The sequence below is a fragment of the Streptomyces sp. BYX5S genome (genome assembly GCF_054724165.1).
This window is the reverse complement of the sequence record NZ_CM138829.1, coordinates 7828618-7844547: the sequence shown is the minus strand read 5'-3', so window position 1 is coordinate 7844547 and position 15930 is coordinate 7828618. Positions and strand designations below refer to the sequence as shown.

The following is a 15930-nucleotide window of genomic DNA, read 5'->3' as shown; positions in this document are numbered from 1 at the left end:
CCCCTCCGGCGATTGAGGAGCGGGGTATGGGGCAGAGCCCCAAGCCCAGCCACGGTCACCCGTCGCACACCCCGGGGCTCCGCCCCGGACCCCGCTGCTCAAACGCCGCAGGGGCTTGAAAGACCTGCTCAAACGCCGCAGAGGCTTGATTGGGTGCGCCGCAACGGCTGGGAGCGGTCAGCTCAGGCCTCGGTAGCGGCCGCGGAAGTACGTGAGGGGGCCGCCCTCCGCACTCGGCACGGCGGCACCCAGAACCCGCCCAATCACAAGCGTGTGGTCCCCCGCAACCACCCGGTTCTCCGTCCGGCACTCGACCGTCGCCAGCGCCCCACCGATCAACGGCGCCCCCGTGTGCTCCCCGCGCACGTACGCGAGGTCCTGGAACAGGAGCCGGTCGCTGAGCCGCCCCTTCATGGAGAAGCGCCCCGCGATGTGGCTCTGGGACTCCGACAGGACCGACACCGCCCACAGCGGCTGCTCGTCGAGGAGGTCGTCCATGCGGGAGCCGTTGCGCAGGGACACCATCACCAGCGGCGGCTCCAGGGAGACGGACATGAAGGCCGTCGCCGTCATGCCCGCGTCCTCACCGGGCGGCCCGTCGGGATCGAGCTGCGGCTCGTGCGCGGTCAGCAGCACGACACCCGCGGCCAGACGGGACAGGGCGGCACGGAACTCGTCGTTGCTCACCCCCTCAGCATGCCCGGAGGAACCCGTGGGGGACGGGACGGATGTGGCAGGGGACGTCTTCAACACGCCTCAAACGCTAACCTCGCCCCCGCGCGCCCCGCATCGGGCCGGCGACCGAGACCGGTCCTAGGACCATGGACGCGGTAGGACGCGGTATGCGTTCAGGAAACGCACAGAACCCGCCCAGGAAACCGACTCAATCCTTCATCTATAGCTGTGACTTGAGTCACAGGAGCCATAATTTGTTGACCCTGTGTACCGGGTGCACAGCTCGCTGTGATTCAGTGGCGGTCGACACTGCTGATGAACGTGCTGCTGCACGTGCGAAGCGAAGCTGAACGAAGCCGATCAGAACGATCTGAATTCTGGAGTGCTGTCGAGGTCTCGGGGAGAACTGAGCATGGAGACCGAGTCGGAGCCCTACGTCCGTCTTGCGACCCTGCGTCAGCTGCACCAGGTCATGGCGGACATGAACGCCGCCCGCAGTCTGGCCGACACCCTGCAGACCGTCGCGGACGGCGTGGTGAGCGGGCTGGGTTACGAACTGGCCTGCGTGAACCTCGTCCGGCCCGACGGTGATCTCGTCGTCGCCGCCTTCGCGGGCAACTCCGCGGCCGAGGCCCTGATCACCGGCCGCGTCGGCTCCCGCGACGCCTGGGACCGCCGCCTCGCCATGGGCAAGCAGTGGGGCGAGCTGCGCTTCATACCGCACACCGAGGGCTGGATCCTCGACGAGGACGACGTCCCGCAGTGGTTCACCGCGGGGCCGCCGCCCCGCTTCGAGGACGAGTGGCACCCCGCCGACCGCCTCTTCGCCCCCATGTACGCGACCGGCTCCTCCGGCGGCGAACTGATCGGCGTGATCTCCGTCGACCGCCCGCGCAACGGCCGGATCCCCGGCGCCTGGGGCCGCGAGGCCCTCCAGATGTACGCGTTCCAGGCCGCCATCGCGATCAGCAACGCCCGGCTGCGCTCCAACATGCAGCGCGCCCTCGTCCGCCTGGAGCGCGAGCAGCAGGCCCTGCGCGCCAGCGAGGAAAGCTTCCGGCAGGCCTTCGAGTACGCGCCCTCCGGCATGGCCATCGCCGAGATGGGCGGCGACCAGCACGGCCGCATCCTGCGCACCAACGACGCGCTGTGCCGCCTCCTCGGCCGCCCGGCCTCCGCCATGCGCCGCTACTCGTTCGCCGACCTCGTGCACCCCGAGGACATCGGCACCCTGCTGCGCACCTCCGCCGAGGGCGGCCGCGCCGAGCTGCGCCTCGCCCGCCGCGACGGCACGTACGTGTGGGTGTCCCTGCGCAACTCGGTGGTCGCCGACGCCGCCGACGGGCCGCGCTTCCTGCTCACCCACGTCGAGGACATAGAGGAGCGCAAGCGCCGCGAGCTCCAGCTCGCCCACCGCGCCTCGCACGACTCCCTGACCGGCCTGCCGAACGCCGCGGAGCTGCGCGCCCGCCTCTCCGCCCGGCTGTGCCGCCGCCCGCAGGAGGCCGGCCCCAGCGCCATCGACTCCCTCGACGCGGCCTACGGCGACCACCGCGCCGCCTCCGACGACAGCATCGGGGTCGGCTACGACTTCGGCGCCCCCGTCCCGCACCAGTCGAACCTGTACGAGGGCTTCGACGGCTTCGACCACCACGTGCACGTCGTCGCGCCCGAGCACGACGAGTCCTCCGGCGTCGACAACGGCACGAAGGGCCTCGCCGTCCTCTTCTGCGACCTCGACGGCTTCAAGTCGATCAACGACAGGTTCGGGCACAACGCGGGCGACGCCGTCCTCATCGAGGTCGCCCGCCGCCTCACCAGCGTCGTGCGCGACGGGGACACGGTGGCCCGGCTCGGAGGCGACGAGTTCGTCGTGCTCGCCGACGGACTCGGCCGCGAGGACGCCCAGGACCTCGCCGTCAGGTTGCGGAACGCCATCATTCCGCCGATTCGAGTGGATGGCAGGGCGGTCCGGGTAGGGGCCAGTTTCGGCATCGGCTGGGCCCACTGCGGCATGACTGCGGAGGAAGTGCTGCAATCCGCTGACCAGCGCATGTACGTAGAGAAAAGATCGCGTAGCAAGCAGCACAGGCGGGCCGGATAGCCCCTACATTGGGCGCGGTTCCGCGTCCATGGTGAGGTCAAGGACACGCCGTGGGGTCACTCGCAGCGGGTACCCTCGCCGAGGTAAGCAACGTGTAGGGAGTGATCTGGGATGGCGCCCGGCAACAACGGCGGGAGCACCACGCCCGAGGACGACGATCCGTTCGGCTATCTGTACGCCGACGGTCAGGCGGCCGGGGCGACCCCGCCGGAGGGTGCGGGTGGCGGTTACGGCTACCCGAATCCGCGGTCCTCGTACGGCCCGGTCCGGGCCAATCAGGTCCGTACGGTCGGGGAGCGCCAGTACGGGCAGACGCAGCCCGCCCAGGCGGCGTACCAGCAGCCGAACGCCCACTACCAGGCGCCGGAGACGGTGCCCGGCGGCGTTCCCGGCCAGGCGGGCCCGCCGACGGCGCCCATGCGCGGCGCCGGCCGCGGTCGTGGCCCCAATACGAAGGCGCTGCTGATCGGCGCGGTCGCCGTGGTCGCGGCCGTCGTCATCGGTATCGGCATCGCGATGGTGAGCAACGACACGGGTGACGACAAGGGCGCCGAGGCCGGTGCCACCCCCTCCAGCGACTCGGGGTCCGTGCAGCCGAGCGAGAAGCCCTCGAAGTCGGCGTCCGCGCCGGCGGTCGACCTGCCGAAGACGGACGCGAAGTCGCTGACGCTGGCGGGCGGCACGTCCACGGCGTCCGACGTGAAGGGCGCGAAGGCCGACGGCGGGGTGTACGTCGCCGGGTTCAACAAGGTGGGCGCGAGCCTGACCTGGACCGTCAGTGACATCCCGAAGGACGGCGCGTACCGGTTGCACGTCGACTACGGGGTGCCCGGCAAGGACTCCGACGCGACGATCGACGTCAACGGGACGAAGCAGACGCGTCCGCTGAACATGAAGAACTTCGCCGGGGCGAAGGAGGGGGACTGGGCGAAGGGGTGGACCAATACGTGGGCCATCGTGCAGCTCACCAAGGGGACCAACGCGATTACGGTGTCCTGTGAGGACGGCAACAAGTGCGACGCCAACTTCGACCGCCTCTGGCTCACCCAGAACTGACCCGATCAACCCCCTGCGGCTGCCCCCTCTTTAAGCCCCTCCGGCGATTGAGGAGCGGGGTATGGGGCGGAGCCCCAAGCCCAGCCACGGTCACCCGTCGCACACCCCGGGGCTCCGCCCCGGACCCCGCTGCTCAAACGCCGCAGGGGCTTGAAGGGGGTTACGCCGCGCCCGCGCGGGGGGCCACGGTGATGCGGGGGACGAGGTCCTCGTAGGTGGCGGGGTCGAATTCGCCGGCCGCGGGGGAGACCACGGTCGCCGCGGACAGCGCCACCGCCCGCGCCAACCGCTCCGGCCACGGCAAGTGGTCCACGTGACCGGAGAGCAGCCCCGCCACCACGGAGTCCCCCGCCCCCGCCGGATTGCCGGACAGCCGGTCCGGCGCGGGCGCGTGCCACTCGCCGTCGGCGGTGAGCGCGCACAGGCCGTCCGGGCCGAGGGAGGCGACCACCGCGTGCGCCCCGCGTCGCCGCGTGTCCCTCATGGCCTGCAACGGCTCGTGCGACCCCGTGAGTTCGGCCAGTTCGTCCGCGTTCGGCTTCACCAGGTCGGGTCGGGCCGCGACGCCGCGGCGCAGGGGTTCACCGCTCGTGTCGAGGAGGACGGGCACCGAGGCCGCCCGCGCGGCGCGCACCAGCGTCGCGTACGCCCCGACCGGCACCCCCGGCGGCAGACTCCCGCACAGCGCCACCGCGGACGCGGACCGCAGCAGATCCGCGTACGCCTCCTGGAAGGCCGTCCACTCGGCGGGCGTGATCGCCGGCCCCGGCTCGTTGAGCTGCGTCGTGTCCCCGGTCGACGCGTCGACGACGGCGACCGTGCGGCGGGTCGAACCGGTGACGGGGACGAGGGCGTCCGAAACGCCGCGGACGTCCAGGAGCTGGTCCTGGAGCGCGCGGCCCGTCGCCCCGCCCGCGAACCCCGTGACGGTCACCTCGTGGCCGAGCGCGGCGAGCACCCGCGCCACGTTGAGCCCCTTGCCGCCGGGCCGCTCGGTGACCTCGGTGACACGGTGCGAGGCATGCGGGCGCAGCGCACGCACGCGGTACGTGATGTCGAGTGCGGTGTTGAGCGTGACCGTGAGGATCACAGGACCTCACCCCCCTTACGTACTGTCAGTAACGGGGGTCGATCATGCCAAAGTCAAGGCGGTTGGCCCAGACCTCGGGTCAACCGCCTTGTGTGCGTGGGGAGTTGTGCGCGCGGGTTACGGCTCGACGAGCCATTCGCCCTTGCGCAGGACGCCCTTGACGTCGAACTCCGCGTCCAGGACGACGAGATCGGCGTCCTTGCCGGGCTCCAGCGAGCCGACCTTGTCGTACACCCCCAGCAATTGCGCCGGGTTGGCGGAAATCGCGCGGACGACGTCCTCGACGGGCAGCTTGTCGATCGTGACGGCCCGCTTGAACGCCCGGTCCAGGGTGAGCGTCGAGCCCGCGATGGAGCCGCCCTCGACGAGCCGCGCCACGCTGTCCTTCACCTCGACCTCCAGCGGGCCGAGCATGTAGCGCCCGTCGCCGAACCCGGCCGCGTCCATCGCGTCGGTGATGAACGCGACGCGCTCGGCGCCCTTGTGGTGGAAGGCGAGTTCGAGGGCGGCCGGGTGCAGGTGCGTGCCGTCGTTGATCAGCTCGACGGTGATCCGGTCGTCCTCCAGGAGCGCCGCGATCGGCCCGGGTTCGCGGTGGCCGAGCCCCGGCATCGCGTTGAACAGGTGCGTGGCGACCGTGGCGCCCGCGTCGATGGCCTCGACCGTCTGCTCGTAGCTCGCGTCGGTGTGGCCGATCGCGGCGATCACGCCGTGCTCGGCGAGGAGCCGCACCGAGTCGATGCCGCCGGGCAGTTCCGTGGCGAGGGTGACCATCCGGGCCTGGCCGCGGGCGGCGTCGAGCAGCTTGCGGACCTCGGCCGGGTCGGGGTCGCGCAGGAGCGTCTCGTCGTGGGCGCCCTTGCGGCACGGGGAGATGAAGGGGCCCTCGAAGTGGATGCCCGCGATCTCGCCGTGCTCGGCCAGCTCGGAGAGCAGCCCCGCGCGCTGCACGAGGAAGTCCATGTCGCTGGTGACGAGGGACGGCACGATCGTGGTCGTGCCGTGCTGCTGGTGCGTACGGACGCCCTTGAGGACCTCGTCGATGGCGCCCGAGGTGAAGGACGCGCCGCCGCCGCCGTGGTTGTGCATGTCGACGAAGCCGGGCACCACCCAGTGGCCGGACAGGTCGACGGTCTCGGCGCCGTCCGGGGCGGAACCGGCGATCTTCGTGCCGTCCACGATGACGCGGCCGTCGGTGACGGTCCCGGTGGGCAGCACCACCTTGGCGCCGGCGAGCACCTTTGCTGTGGCCATCAGGCGGTTACCTCCGAGGATCCAGTGGCTGCGGTGTTGGTGAGCAGGTCCCAGGCGAGCAGTCCCGCGCCCAGGCATCCGGCGCTGTCCCCGAGGACGGCCGGGACGATCGTGGGGAGCGCCTGGAAGGTGACGCGCTCCGCGACGGCCGCACGCAGGGGTGTGAACAAGGTTTCCCCGGCCTCGGCGAGCCCGCCACCGATGATGAGCGTGCGGGGGTCCAGCAGAGTGAGCGCGAGCACCAGGCCGTCGGCGAGCGCGTCGACCGCGTCCTGCCAGACCCGGGCCGCCGCCGGGTCGCCCGCGTCGACGGCCTTCGCGCAGTCCGCGGCGGTCGCCTTCGCGTCGCCGCTCGCCTCCTGCCAGGCCAGGGTGACCGCGGAGGCGGAGGCGTACCGCTCCAGGCAGCCGCGCTGACCGCAGCCGCAGTCCACTCCGCCGGGGCGGACGACGACATGGCCGATCTCGCCCGCGGAGCCGTGCGCGCCGGGCTCGATGCGGCCTTCGATGCCGATGGCGCCCGCGATCCCGGTGCCGAGCGGCATGAACAGGAACCGGTCGGCGTCCTTGCCCGCGCCGAGCCGTCCCTCGCCGAGCCCGCCGGTGCGCACGTCGTGGCCGAGCGCCACGGGGATGCCGCCGAGCCGCTCGCTGAGCAGCGCCCGCATGGGGACGTCGCGCCAGCCGAGGTTGGCGGCGAACAGGGCGATCCCGGCGTTCTCGTCCACGACGCCGGGCACCGCGACACCGGCGGCGCGGGCGGGCTCGCCGAGGTGCGAGGCGCCGTACGCGCGCAGGTCGGCGGCGAAGTCGAGGATCGACTCGACGACGGCGTCGGCGCCGCGCTCGCGCAGCGTCGCCCGGCGGGCCTGGTGCAGCAGTGTGCCGTCCGCCCCTACCAGGGCGGCCTTCATCCCGGTGCCGCCCACGTCCAGGGCGATGACATGTTTCACGGGGGACAGTCTCGCGCGTCCACCCGTGAGAGGTCTAGTCCATTCGAGGCTCGTTTCCGCTCCGCCGCTCATGTGGTGTAGACCTTCCGGGAGGACCGTGGGGCTGGCCCGTGGCTCGGAAAACGAGGGTGGAGTACGGCAGTGCGCAAGGGGAGGACGGCTCTGACCGTGGCGGCCGCGCTCGGAGTGGTGGTGGCGTCGTCGCTGCTCACCGCCTGTGGGAGCGGCGACTCCGACGACGCCGTCACGCTGCGGGTGGTCGCCGCCGACTACGGCGACTCGAAGGCCAACACCTCCCAGAAGTACTGGGACGAGCTCGCCGCCGCCTTCGAGGCGAAGCACCCGGACATCAAGGTCGACGTCGACGTCTACTCCTGGGACGTCGTCGACAAGAAGGTCAAGGACATGGTCGCCGCGGGCAAGGCGCCCGACGTGGCACAGATCGGCGCGTACGCCGACTACGCGGCGGCGGGCAAGCTCTACTCCGTCGACAAGCTGCTCTCGGTCCCCGTCCAGGCCGACTTCGTCGGGCAGATGGGCGCGGCCGGCGAGATCAAGGGCGCGCAGTACGGCATGCCGTTCGCCGCCTCCACGCGCCGCCTCTTCTACAACAAGGACCTCTTCGAGCAGGCCGGCATCACGCCGCCGAAGACCTGGGCCGACCTCGTCGCCGACGCCAAGGCGCTCAAGGCCGAGGGCGTGCGCTACCCGTTCGCGCTGCCGCTCGGCAGCGAGGAGGCGCAGGCCGAGACGCTGATCTGGATGCTCAGCAACGGCGGCGGCTACACCGACAACGTCGGCAGCTACGCCATCGACGACGAGCGGAACGTCGAGGCGCTGTCCTGGCTCAAGAACAACCTCGTCTCCAAGGGCCTCACCGGCCCCACCGCGCCCGCCGACCTCAACCGCACGCCCGCCTTCCAGGCCTTCGCCAAGGGGCAGGTCGGCATGGTCTCCGGCCACCCCACGCTGATGAACATGGCCAAGGCCAAGGGCGTCGACTACGGCGACGTGGCGATCCCCGGGCCCGACGGCACGCCCAGGTCCACGATGGGTGTCACGGACTGGATGATGGCGTTCAAGCAGGGCGGCCACCCCCAGGAGACGGGCGAGTTTCTCGACTTCGTCTACGACAAGGACAACGTCCTGAAGTTCTCCCGCGAGTACACCCTCGCCCCGGTCACCGTCTCCGCGTCCGACGCGATGACCACGTCCTCCAAGGACAAGGCGCTGCGGCCCTTCATCGACGAGCTTGCGGGCGCCACGTACTACCCGGCCAACAAGACGTCGTGGCCCGAGATCAGCGCCGCGATCAAGAAGCAGATCGGCTCCACCGTCACGCCGCAGGGCAGTGCGGCGGGCACGCTCGGGTCCATCCAGAACGACGCGGCGGCCGCGGAGTCCGCGGAGTAGCGTGGCGGTCATGGCTCTGGGTGATCGTGAACGGGCGGTGCTGCTGTTCGAGGGGCGGGGGTGGGAGGCGCCGGGGGTGAAGGAGCGGGCGATCCGGGAGGAGCTGGACATGGCGCCGGTGCGCTACTACCAACTCCTCAACGCGCTCCTCGACGATCCCCGCGCCCTGGAGTTCGCCCCCGTCACGGTCAACCGCCTCCGCCGTGTACGCGAGGCCCGCCGCGCCGACCGCTAACCGCGGTTCCCCGAGCCCCGTCGCAGCAATTAAGCCCCTGCGGCTGCCCCATTTAAGCCCCTCCGGCGATTGAGGAGCGGGGTATGGGGCAGAGCCCCAAGCCCAGCCACGGCTCCCCGGCGCACACCCCGGGGCTCCGCCCCGGACCCCGCTGCTCAATCGCCGCAGGGGCTTGAAAAGCAGCGGCTATCGTCGGGGCATGGCCAGCCATGAGTACGCCCCCCGGACCCCCGCAGGACGCGACGGCCTGACCGCCCTCCTCCGCCACCCCGAGCGGAGCGCCATCGCCCTGGACTTCGACGGCACCCTCGCCCCCATCGTCCCCGACCCCGACCAGGCCCGCGCCCACCCGGACATCGTCCCCGCCCTCGCGGCCCTCGCCCCGAAGGTCGCCGCCGTGGCCGTCGTCACCGGCCGCCCCGCCGGAGTCGCGGTCCGGCACGGCGGCTTCGCCGGCGCCCCCGGCCTCGAACACCTCGTCGTCCTCGGCCACTACGGAGCCGAACGCTGGGACGCCGTCACCGGTACGGTCACCGCGCCCGCCCCGCACCCCGGCGTCGCCGCCGTCCGCTCCGAACTGCCCGGCGTACTCGCCGAGTCGAACCTCTGGCACGACACGTACGTCGAGGAGAAGGGCCGCGCCGTCGCGGTCCACACCCGCCGCGCGTCCGACCCGCGGGCCGCGTTCGACACCCTGCGCACGCCCCTGGCGGAACTCGCCGCGCGGCACGGGCTGATCGTGGAGCCGGGGCGCATGGTCCTGGAGCTGCGGCCGCCCGGCGTGGACAAGGGGGTGGCGCTCACCGAGTACGTACGGGAGGTGGGTGCGGAGTGCGTCCTCTACGCGGGGGACGACCTCGGTGACCTTCCGGCGTTCGCCGCGGTGGAGAAGTTGCGGTCGGACGGGGTGCGGGGGTTGTTGGTGGCGGCGGACGGGGTGACCGGGGAGTTGGCGGAGCGGGCGGACCTGGTCCTCGGGGGGCCGGCGGATCTGGCGGGGCTCCTGCGGTATCTGGCCGGCGGGGGTGCGGGGGAGCGGCCCTGAGCAGGCGCGGTCACGGGGCTCCGCCCCGGACCCCGCTGCTCAATCGCCGCAGGGGCTTGATCGGCCCCGCAGCACCGCTGCCCGAGCCGCAGGGGCTTGGTTGGGTCACGCGTCCCGTAGCGCCGACAGCTGTTCCAGGAACCACTGGCCCGGCGGCAGCGCCGTCGCCGCCGCAGCCAGGCGCTTCGTGCGTTCCGCGCGTTCGTCGGTCGGCATGGTCAACGCCTCCGCGAGGGCGCGGGACGTGCCGGTCACGTCGTAGGGGTTGACGGTGAGGGCGTCCTCGGCCAGTTCCTCGTAGGCCCCGGCCTCCCGGGAGAGCACCAGCGCGCAGCCCTCGTCGGAGACGACGGGGACCTCCTTGGCGACCAGGTTCATGCCGTCCCGGATGGGGTTGACCAGGGCCACGTCGGCGAGCCGGTACGCCGCGAGGGAGCGGGCGAAGTCGTCCTTCACGTGGAGGACGACCGGCGTCCAGCCCTCCGTGCCGAAGCGGGAGTTGATCGCCTCAGCGACCCGCGTCACCTCGTCCGTGTAGTCGCGGTACACGGCCAGGTCCTGCCGGGACGGGTAGGCGAACGCCACGTGGACGACCCGCTCGCGCCACTCGGGGCGCTCCTCCAGGAGCAGCTCGTACGCGTGGAGGCCGCGCACGATGTTCTTCGACAGTTCGGTGCGGTCGACGCGGACGATCGTCTTGCGGGTGCCGTCCCCGCCGATCTGCTCGCGCAGCGCGCCGAGCCGCTCCTCCACGTCGTCCCGGTGCGCCCGCTCGCGCAGGAAGTCCGCGTCGGCGCCGAGCCCGTGCACCCCGATCCGGGTTCCGGACGTGCCGCCGACGAGATGCGTACAGCAGTCGGTGAAGGCGTCCGCCCAGCGCCGGGTGAGGAACGCACAGCGGTCGGCCCCGAGCATGCCCCTCAGCACCTGCTCGGCGATGTCGTCGGGCAGCATCCGGAAGTAGTCGACGGGTGCCCAGGGGGTGTGCGAGAAGTGCCCGATGCGCAGGTCGTCGCGGAGCTCCCGCAGCATGCCCGGCACCAGCGTCAGGTGGTAGTCCTGCACCACCACGGTCGCCCCCGGCGCCGCCTCCTCGGCGAGCGCCTGCGCGAAGGCCCGGTTGTACGCCTCGTAGGAGGCCCACTGCCGCCGGAACTCCGGGCCGAACGACGGTTCGAGGGGCGTCTGGTACAGCATGTGGTGCACGAACCACAGCACCGAGTTGGCGATCCCGTTGTACGCGTCCGTGTGGACGGCGGCGTCGATGTCCAGCATCCGCACACCGGGCTCGGTGACGCCGCGGCGCACCGCCTCCCGGTCGCCCTCGCTCAGCGCCGAGCACACCCACAGCTTGTCCTCGACGACGCTGAGCGCCGACACCAGACCGCCCCCGCCGCGCTTCGTCTCGATCCCCCCGGCGTCGTCGAGGACGTACGAGACCGGGCCGCGGTTGGAAGCGACGAGAACCTCAGCAGCACCATGCGTCGTGGAAGCCATACGGGCACGCTAGCCCCGTCCGGAAACGTTCAAACGTACGGCCGGGCTCCCGACGGAGCCCGGCCGTATACAACGCCTGGAGCGATGCCCGGGACGGCGCCCGCGATCCGGTCAGTCCCGGCGGCTGCGGACCGCCGCGAGGAGCAGCGCGCCGAGACCGCACAGGGTGACGGCGAGCCCGGCGTACAGCGGCAGATGCGAGTCGGAGCCGGTCCTCGCCAGCTCGTCGCCGCTCGGCGGGTTCGGCGGGGTGGGCCGCGCCTGCGGGCTCTCGGCGCCCGTGGCCGGGGTGGTCGGCGTGGGCTCCGGGGTCTCTTCGCCGGGCTGGTCCGACGGGGTGGGCGACGGGGACGTCGGCGACGGGGACGGTGCCTCGCGCTCGATGGTGGGCGCGATGCCGCACCGGGCGTCGGTGGAGCCCTCCTCGCAGTTGGTGCGCGGGGTGTCGGCGGTGACGCTGTTGGTGAGCTTGCCGTCGCCGCCGACCGGGTCGTCGACCTTCACCGAGTACGTGACGGTCGCGGTCTGCCCGGCCGGGATGTCCCCGGTCCAGCCGACCTTCGGCTCCGTGTAGGAGACGGTGCCGATGCTCGCCTCCGCGTCGTCGTTGTACGTCGCGTCGTCGAGGTTCTCGGTGAGGTCGTCGGTGAACCTGGCGTTGGGGTAGTCGAGCTTGCTGATGTTCTTCGCCTTGACCGTGTACGTCACCGTGTCGCCCGGCTCCACCGTCGCGGGGCTCGCCGTCTTGGTGATCTCCAGGTCGGGGACCGGGACGGACAGGGCGAGCGCGGAGGGGACGTAGGTGTCGCCCTTGGTGGAGAAGTCCAGGGTGGTCGAGGTCGAACCGACGGGGATCGGCTCGGACCCGGCGGCCCGCGTGGAGTCGCCGCCCGAGACGTCGAACTCCTTCGCGTCGATGCTCAGGTTGTTGCGCATCTTCGGGGCGAGGGCGCCGTCGTCCTCGGAGATGAAGAAGTTGTTGGTGTTGCCGGTGTGCGACTCGGTGATGTTCTGCCCGCCCACGGCGAACTTGTCGCCCGGCGTGTTCCAGTCGCCCTCGTACGCGGTGACGCTGGCCCGCGGGGTCCCCGACGTCCGGTAGAAGCCGTCGACCGTGACCCGGGTGGCCGGGGAGGTGGAGCGTTGCAGGACGTGGCCGCCGTAGAGGTAGACGTTGCGGCGGTCCGGCGCGTACGTCTCGTTCGGGGCGTCGTACTGGTAGACGACGGTCATCGACCAGCCGGCCACGCAGCCCTTGCCGGTGGGCGCCCAGATGTCGCCGACGGAGACGGGAATGGGGTTGCCCGTCCCGATGATGGCGTCGAAGCGGTCCGTGACGTCCGCCTCGCCCGTGTAGTAGTGGGGCCCGTTGGTGGCGGCGGGGTCCCGCACCACGTTCGTCGGGGAGACCTTCGTCGGTGTCGCGCCGCCGATGCCGACCACGGGCACCGAGTCCTGTGGCTCACCGGGCGAGGGGTCGACATCGGCGCCGGAGATGTCGCAGCGCCTCAGCTGGGCGCCGCTCGGGCCCCGGTACGTGCCGTCGTTGCCGCCGTAGAAGAGGCGGGCGTACGCGATCCTGGCGCCGGGCGGGATCGTGACGCGGCCGGTGCTGGAGCCGTAGCCGTCCGTCGTCCCCGCGGTGTTGATCCGCTGCATGACGAACGTGTTGTTGTTGTCCCTGCCCTCGCCGTCCGCGGCGACGGCGCAGCGCGCGGCCATGTCGGCGTCGTCCGTCGGGCAGCCCATGACCGTGTTGCCGATGGTCGTGAAGTCGCCGTAGATCGATTCGTCGTACCGCTTGGCGAAGGGGGAGACCACGTCGGCCGACGCCGGGGCGGGCGCGAGACCCGCCACACAGGCGGCGAGGGTCGCGGCCGCGGCGCAGGCCGCTCTGCCCTTTACATGTTTGAGCCACATAAAGGGCAATTTAGGCAGAACGTATGATGAGCCTGCGTTCATGCGACGCGACGCTCCGCATACTCACTGATTTCGGCCATCGGGGGCCGCTCCTCCGTGTCGACCGCGTGCGTTCGCGGCTCGAAGCCGGCCTCGCCGCGCTCGAACTGCGTGAGCACCGGCCGGACGAGGTGTCCGCGCGCGAGCCGCAGCTGCGCGGTGCGGTAGATGGCCGCCGCCATCCGGCCGAGCGCCTGCCCGTCCTGGTGCCGGTGCTTGCGCACGCCGACGTCGACCTGCGCGAGCCCGTCCAGGCCCACGGTGTGCAGCGCGTCCACGAGCAGGCCCAGCTCCACGCCGTACCCGACGGGGAACGGGAGCTGTTCCAGCAGCGAGCGCCGGGCCGCGTACTCGCCGCCCAACGGCTGGACGAATCCGGCCAGTTGAGGCCAGTGCAGATTGAGGATCGGGCGCGCCATCAGCTCGGTCACCCGGCCGCCCTGCCCGGCCGCCCCGGCCAGCGGACGGTCGTACATCGCCTTCACGAAGTCGACGCCCGGCTCGGTCAGCAGCGGGCCGACGATGCCGGAGACGAAGTCCGCCGAGAACTCCTTCAGATCCGCGTCGACGAAGCAGACGATGTCACCGGAAGTGACGAACAGCGAACGCCACAGCACCTCACCCTTGCCGGGCCGCACCGGGATCCTCGGCAGGATCGCGTCCCGGTGCTCGACCCGCGCCCCGGCCGCCGCCGCGACCTCCGAGGTGCGGTCGGTGGAGCCGGAGTCGACGACCACGAGCTCGTCGACGAGCGGCACCGCCTCCGACATCAGCGCCCGCCGGATCTCCGCGACGATCTCGCCGACCGTCTCCTCCTCGTTCAGCGCGGGCAGGACGACGCTCACCCGCTGGCCCGACGCGTGCTTGGCGGCGATCAACTGGCGCAAGGGGTGGTCGGCCACGGCCCAGGAGCGCCTGTTCAGCCAGCGCTCGACCTCTTCCAGCACGGTCAGCGTTCCTTCCGTAAGGACCGTCGTACGGATCCGGATGTGATCCATCTCGCGGTGCGGACGACTATCTCAAGGGTCCGGGCCGTCGGTTACAGTCTTGAACAAGGCCGGTGACCATCGCATGTCGGGGTCGCCGGGCGCTCACAAGTGAATTCACACAATCGAATACCGCTCATCCAGAGGGGCAGAGGGATACGGCCCGTTGAAGCCCCGGCAACCCTCCAGCCGGTCTCGTCCGCACACCGCAGTGCGCCCGCGAGGCTCCCGGCTAGGGAAGGTGCCAAATCCGTCTCGTGGCGAGATGCGCCGCGAGAAAGATGAGGAGAAAGGGCCTCGCCTCTCATGGCTGTACAGACTGTCGCCACCGGAACCGCCGCCACCGCCGACGCTTCGACCGTCGATCTCGGTCCCGCCTCCGGGCTCTCCTGCCGCGAGTGCGGCAACGTCGTCCCGCTCGGCCCCGTCTTCGCCTGCGCCGAGTGTTTCGGGCCTCTGGAAGTCGCGTACGACCTGCCCGTCGGCGACCCCGAGGCCCTCCGCAAGCAGATCGAGGCCGGCCCCGCCAACATCTGGCGCTACGCCCCGCTGCTGCCCGTCCCGGCCGACGTCGCCGAGAAGCCGAACCTGAACCCCGGCTGGACCAAGCTCGTCAAGGCCGACAACCTCGGCCGTGAACTGGGCGTCGCCGAGGGCAAGTTGTTCGTCAAGGACGACTCCGGCAACCCCACGCACTCCTTCAAGGACCGCGTCGTCGCGCAGGCCATCGAGGCCGCCCGCGCCTTCGGCTTCACGACGCTCTCCTGCTCCTCCACCGGCAACCTCGCGGGCGCCGTCGGCGCCGCCGCCGCCCGCGCCGGCTTCCGCTCCTGCGTGTTCATCCCGCACGACCTGGAGCAGGGCAAGGTCGTCATGGCCGGTGTCTACGGCGGTGACCTCGTCGCCATCGAGGGCAACTACGACGACGTGAACCGCTTCTGCTCCGAGCTCATCGGCGACCCGCTGGGCGAGGGCTGGGGCTTCGTCAACGTGAACCTGCGCCCGTACTACGGCGAGGGCTCCAAGACGCTCGCGTACGAGATCTGCGAGCAGCTCGGCTGGGTCCTGCCCGACCAGCTGGTCATCCCGATCGCGTCCGGCTCGCAGTTCACGAAGATCGACAAGGGGCTGAAGGAGCTGATCAAGCTCGGCCTCGTCGAGGACAAGCCGTACAAGCTCTTCGGCGCCCAGGCCGAGGGCTGCTCGCCGGTGTCGGTGGCGTACAAGGGCGGCCACGACGTCGTGCGGCCGCAGAAGCCGAAGACGATCGCCAAGTCCCTCGCCATCGGCAACCCGGCCGACGGGCCGTACGTGCTCGACATCGCGCGGCGCACCGGTGGCGCGGTGGAGGACGTGAACGACGAGCAGGTCGTCGACGCGATCAAGCTGCTCGCGCGCACCGAGGGGATCTTCGCGGAGACCGCCGGGGGTGTGACGCTCGGGGTCACGAAGAAGCTCATCGAGGCGGGGCAGATCGATCCGTCGCTGACCACGGTGGTGCTGAACACCGGCGACGGGCTCAAGACGCTGGACGCGGTTGCCGAATCGTCTCAGGCGACGGCGACGATCCGGCCGAGCCTGGACGCGTTCCGCGCCGCGGGTCTCGCCGAGTAGTTGCTTACGCCACGGGGGCGCCGCCCCCGGACCCCCGCTCCTCAAACGC

General features: G+C 71.5%; 13 protein-coding genes and 1 riboswitch. Of the genes, 6 read left to right on the top strand and 7 right to left on the bottom strand.

Annotated elements, in window-relative coordinates; translation table 11 throughout:
• Positions 1–177: 177 nt before the first annotated feature.
• Positions 178–753 (bottom strand): flavin reductase family protein, encoded by a 576-nt coding sequence (locus tag ACYBSK_RS35395; RefSeq protein WP_457481336.1) that lies wholly within the window; start codon positions 751–753, stop codon positions 178–180.
• Positions 754–1087: 334 nt separating this feature from the next.
• On the opposite strand from ACYBSK_RS35395, the gene cdgB reads away from it, so the two are divergent.
• Together cdgB and ACYBSK_RS35385 are read left to right on the top strand one after the other, a co-directional pair.
• Entirely contained in the window at positions 1088–2779 is a 1692-nt protein-coding gene (cdgB, locus tag ACYBSK_RS35390) for a diguanylate cyclase CdgB (RefSeq protein WP_457481335.1), read from the top strand.
• A gap of 111 nt (positions 2780–2890) precedes the next feature.
• The gene (locus ACYBSK_RS35385) at positions 2891–3835 is read left to right on the top strand and encodes a carbohydrate-binding protein (protein ID WP_457481334.1); all 945 of its coding nucleotides are present in this window, start codon (positions 2891–2893) and stop codon (positions 3833–3835) included.
• A 160-nt stretch (positions 3836–3995) separates the two neighbouring features.
• Here the strand turns inward: ACYBSK_RS35385 and ACYBSK_RS35380 are convergent, their stop codons facing one another.
• The 3 genes from ACYBSK_RS35380 to ACYBSK_RS35370 all read right to left on the bottom strand — a co-directional run bounded on the left by ACYBSK_RS35380 (position 3996) and on the right by ACYBSK_RS35370 (position 7132).
• Positions 3996–4925 carry a 1-phosphofructokinase family hexose kinase gene (locus tag ACYBSK_RS35380; protein WP_460244545.1) on the bottom strand — a complete coding sequence of 310 codons (930 nt, stop codon included), beginning with the start codon at positions 4923–4925 and terminating at the stop codon, positions 3996–3998.
• 117 nt (positions 4926–5042) lie between these two features.
• Positions 5043–6179, bottom strand: coding sequence for an N-acetylglucosamine-6-phosphate deacetylase (nagA, locus tag ACYBSK_RS35375; RefSeq protein WP_457481332.1), 1137 nt, complete (start codon positions 6177–6179; stop codon positions 5043–5045).
• Complete coding sequence (locus tag ACYBSK_RS35370) at positions 6179–7132, bottom strand: ROK family protein (RefSeq protein ID WP_457481331.1); 954 nt, start codon at positions 7130–7132, stop codon at positions 6179–6181. The genes nagA and ACYBSK_RS35370 overlap by 1 nt, the downstream gene beginning before the upstream one ends.
• Before the next feature lie 141 nt (positions 7133–7273).
• On the opposite strand from ACYBSK_RS35370, the gene ACYBSK_RS35365 reads away from it, so the two are divergent.
• The 3 genes from ACYBSK_RS35365 (at position 7274) to otsB (ending at position 9825) form a co-directional block, all read left to right on the top strand.
• A complete protein-coding gene (locus ACYBSK_RS35365; RefSeq protein WP_460244544.1) occupies positions 7274–8545 on the top strand; it encodes an ABC transporter substrate-binding protein in 1272 nt (423 codons plus the stop codon).
• Between the two features lie 10 nt (positions 8546–8555).
• Positions 8556–8780 (top strand): DUF3263 domain-containing protein, encoded by a 225-nt coding sequence (locus ACYBSK_RS35360; protein WP_457481329.1) that lies wholly within the window; start codon positions 8556–8558, stop codon positions 8778–8780.
• Between the two features lie 199 nt (positions 8781–8979).
• Positions 8980–9825: a trehalose-phosphatase gene (gene otsB, locus ACYBSK_RS35355; protein ID WP_457481328.1), complete on the top strand. Its 846-nt coding sequence runs from the start codon at positions 8980–8982 to the stop codon at positions 9823–9825.
• A gap of 105 nt (positions 9826–9930) precedes the next feature.
• Here the strand turns inward: otsB and ACYBSK_RS35350 are convergent, their stop codons facing one another.
• The 3 genes from ACYBSK_RS35350 to ACYBSK_RS35340 all read right to left on the bottom strand — a co-directional run bounded on the left by ACYBSK_RS35350 (position 9931) and on the right by ACYBSK_RS35340 (position 14228).
• Positions 9931–11322 (bottom strand): alpha,alpha-trehalose-phosphate synthase (UDP-forming), encoded by a 1392-nt coding sequence (locus ACYBSK_RS35350; RefSeq protein WP_460244543.1) that lies wholly within the window; start codon positions 11320–11322, stop codon positions 9931–9933.
• A 111-nt stretch (positions 11323–11433) separates the two neighbouring features.
• Complete coding sequence (locus ACYBSK_RS35345; RefSeq protein WP_460244542.1) at positions 11434–13242, bottom strand: DUF7927 domain-containing protein; 1809 nt, start codon at positions 13240–13242, stop codon at positions 11434–11436.
• A 38-nt stretch (positions 13243–13280) separates the two neighbouring features.
• Entirely contained in the window at positions 13281–14228 is a 948-nt protein-coding gene (locus ACYBSK_RS35340; protein WP_457481962.1) for a glucosyl-3-phosphoglycerate synthase, read from the bottom strand.
• A gap of 172 nt (positions 14229–14400) precedes the next feature.
• A riboswitch (SAM riboswitch) is annotated at positions 14401–14555 on the top strand.
• 18 nt (positions 14556–14573) lie between these two features.
• Between ACYBSK_RS35340 and thrC the strand changes: the two genes are divergently transcribed.
• Positions 14574–15881, top strand: coding sequence for a threonine synthase (gene thrC, locus ACYBSK_RS35335; RefSeq protein WP_460244541.1), 1308 nt, complete (start codon positions 14574–14576; stop codon positions 15879–15881).
• Positions 15882–15930 lie beyond the last annotated feature (49 nt).

What these genes read in the sequence shown, in the direction of transcription:
- ACYBSK_RS35385 (WP_457481334.1), top strand. Translation starts at nt 2,891, where the DNA reads ATGGCGCCCGGCAACAACGGCGGGAGCACCACGCCCGAGGACGACGAT.
- thrC (WP_460244541.1), top strand. Translation starts at nt 14,574, where the DNA reads ATGGCTGTACAGACTGTCGCCACCGGAACCGCCGCCACCGCCGACGCT.
- ACYBSK_RS35345 (WP_460244542.1), bottom strand. Translation starts at nt 13,242, where the DNA reads ATGTGGCTCAAACATGTAAAGGGCAGAGCGGCCTGCGCCGCGGCCGCG.
- otsB (WP_457481328.1), top strand. Translation starts at nt 8,980, where the DNA reads ATGGCCAGCCATGAGTACGCCCCCCGGACCCCCGCAGGACGCGACGGC.
- cdgB (WP_457481335.1), top strand. Translation starts at nt 1,088, where the DNA reads ATGGAGACCGAGTCGGAGCCCTACGTCCGTCTTGCGACCCTGCGTCAG.
- nagA (WP_457481332.1), bottom strand. Translation starts at nt 6,179, where the DNA reads ATGGCCACAGCAAAGGTGCTCGCCGGCGCCAAGGTGGTGCTGCCCACC.
- ACYBSK_RS35360 (WP_457481329.1), top strand. Translation starts at nt 8,556, where the DNA reads ATGGCTCTGGGTGATCGTGAACGGGCGGTGCTGCTGTTCGAGGGGCGG.
- ACYBSK_RS35350 (WP_460244543.1), bottom strand. Translation starts at nt 11,322, where the DNA reads ATGGCTTCCACGACGCATGGTGCTGCTGAGGTTCTCGTCGCTTCCAAC.